A 1866-nucleotide genomic window follows, 5' to 3' on the forward strand; every position below is an offset into this window, starting at 1 on the left:
GGACCGGATGCTCCTGGACGCGGTCGCCACGCTCAAGGACGGGGAGCGTCCAATCATCCATTCCGACCGGCGGCTGCCACTATCGGTGGCCCGGATGGATCCGCATCTGCGAGGAGAACGGCCTGGTCCGTTCGATGAGCGCGAAGGGCTGCAGCCCGGACAACGCGGCCGCCGAGGGGTTCTTCGGCAGGCTCAAGAACGAGTTCTTCTACAAGCGGGACTGGAGTGGCGTGGGCTACGAGGAGTTCCGCGAACGCTTATCCGCCTACCTGACCCATTACAATGAAACCAGGATCAAGAAGTCACTGGGCTGGATGAGCCCCGTGCAATACCGCAGAAGCCTTGGACTGGCCGCCTGACCGTCCAAAAAAACATCCGCACCCCCAACGCGTGTTCGCTTTTTAGCATAGAAAAAGTTGCAATTTCAACATTCTTGCAGCATAAAGCTAATATGGCCACTGTTCGTTTGACTCACACTTTTTCGGGCACGAGCTAAAAGTGTGAGTCCCCAATACCTCAAATATCAACACGCTACCCGACGACCGTCGCGCCGAAGGGCATGAGCGCGAGTTTGGCCATTTTGAAGGACTGGATGCCGAACGGTATGCCGATAATCGTGATCATGTTTGCGACGCTGGCCGCCACATAGCCAATGGCAAGCCACCATCCGACGAGAATGATCCAGATGATGTTCAGCAGCAGCGACCCAGTGCCGCCGTTGTATTCCACATGCTTGCCGAAGGGCGTGAGCGTGAGACCTGCCATCTTGAAGGCCTGAACCCCCAGCGGGATGCCGATGATGGTGACGCACAGAATCAGCCCGACGACCGCCCACGACGCTGCGAGCACCAGCCCGCCCAGGATGATCCACAGGATGTTGCCGAGTAGCCGCATGATATTTCGCCTATCTGGTATATGGTGGCCGTCTTGCCGTTTCTTCTGATTCGACCGTAGTGGATGAAAGGGACGAAGCAGGAGAAACGGGCGGAACAGACGAGAACCGGCGGCGTGGCCTGCGTCGCTGCTGCTGAGAGCGCCGCGCAAGCCACGCAGCAATTCAACAATTCACCCGAATCAGGCGATGGCGTACTTGGCCGGATCGGCGTCGAACTTGGGTAGGCAGCCGGGGCAGCAGAAATAATAGCGCTTTCCTTCGTAATCGCGGAACAGACCCTTGGACTCCGCCTCCTGAGGATCGACTTCCTCCGACGTCATCACCGCGCAATACACGGTTTTCGTTGTCTCAGCCATATGACTCTTCCTTCCACATTTGCCATACCGCGCGGCACCGTTATGCGCGCCGCCGGACGGGCGATATGCCCGTGCGCTCCACTCTAAACGTCGGCGCGTATTTTGTTGGGCTTGCTTTTCATTTTGCTCGGCAACCCGAGTCGCCCGAGCCACTCGACATTACAGTGCGTGTTGCTCTGTAAAATGTATATGAATACAAGATTATTTATATTTGGTTACGCTGTCGACGATCGCTCAATCAATCTCAGTTGATGCCCCAACTATACACGAATCTGTCTATGAACATCATCGATATAAAGATTGATATTGGGGGTGCGGATGTTTTTTTGGACGGTCAGGCGGCCAGTCCAAGGCTTCTGCGGTATTGCACGGGGCTCATCCAGCCCAGTGACTTCTTGATCCTGGTTTCATTGTAATGGGTCAGGTAGGCGGATAAGCGTTCGCGGAACTCCTCGTAGCCCACGCCACTCCAGTCCCGCTTGTAGAAGAACTCGTTCTTGAGCCTGCCGAAGAACCCCTCGGCGGCCGCGTTGTCCGGGCTGCAGCCCTTCGCGCTCATCGAACGGACCAGGCCGTTCTCCTCGCAGATGCGGATCCATCCGGGCCACCGATAGT

The 1866-nt window shown here is 56.8% G+C and carries 3 protein-coding genes and 1 pseudogene; 1 reads left to right on the top strand and 3 read right to left on the bottom strand.

What is annotated here, in order from left to right; translation table 11 throughout:
* Positions 1-359: pseudogene (locus tag BISU_RS11230) on the top strand (transposase); the annotation flags it as partial.
* Between the two features lie 172 nt (positions 360-531).
* Here the strand turns inward: BISU_RS11230 and BISU_RS11235 are convergent.
* The 3 genes from BISU_RS11235 to BISU_RS11240 all read right to left on the bottom strand — a co-directional run.
* Positions 532-894: a YccF domain-containing protein gene (locus BISU_RS11235; RefSeq protein ID WP_024464711.1), complete on the bottom strand. Its 363-nt coding sequence runs from the start codon at positions 892-894 to the stop codon at positions 532-534.
* A 180-nt stretch (positions 895-1074) separates the two neighbouring features.
* Positions 1075-1251, bottom strand: coding sequence for a YHS domain-containing protein (locus BISU_RS12320; protein WP_081672864.1), 177 nt, complete (start codon positions 1249-1251; stop codon positions 1075-1077).
* A gap of 334 nt (positions 1252-1585) precedes the next feature.
* Positions 1586-1866, bottom strand: a 281-nt coding sequence (locus tag BISU_RS11240) for an IS3 family transposase (protein ID WP_034533146.1), incomplete at its 5' end; no start/stop codon positions are given.

Source organism: Bifidobacterium subtile, from assembly GCF_000741775.1.
Classification (GTDB): Bacteria; Actinomycetota; Actinomycetes; order Actinomycetales; family Bifidobacteriaceae; genus Bifidobacterium; species Bifidobacterium subtile.

What these genes read in the sequence shown, in the direction of transcription:
- BISU_RS12320 (WP_081672864.1), bottom strand. Translation starts at nt 1,251, where the DNA reads ATGGCTGAGACAACGAAAACCGTGTATTGCGCGGTGATGACGTCGGAG.
- BISU_RS11235 (WP_024464711.1), bottom strand. Translation starts at nt 894, where the DNA reads ATGCGGCTACTCGGCAACATCCTGTGGATCATCCTGGGCGGGCTGGTG.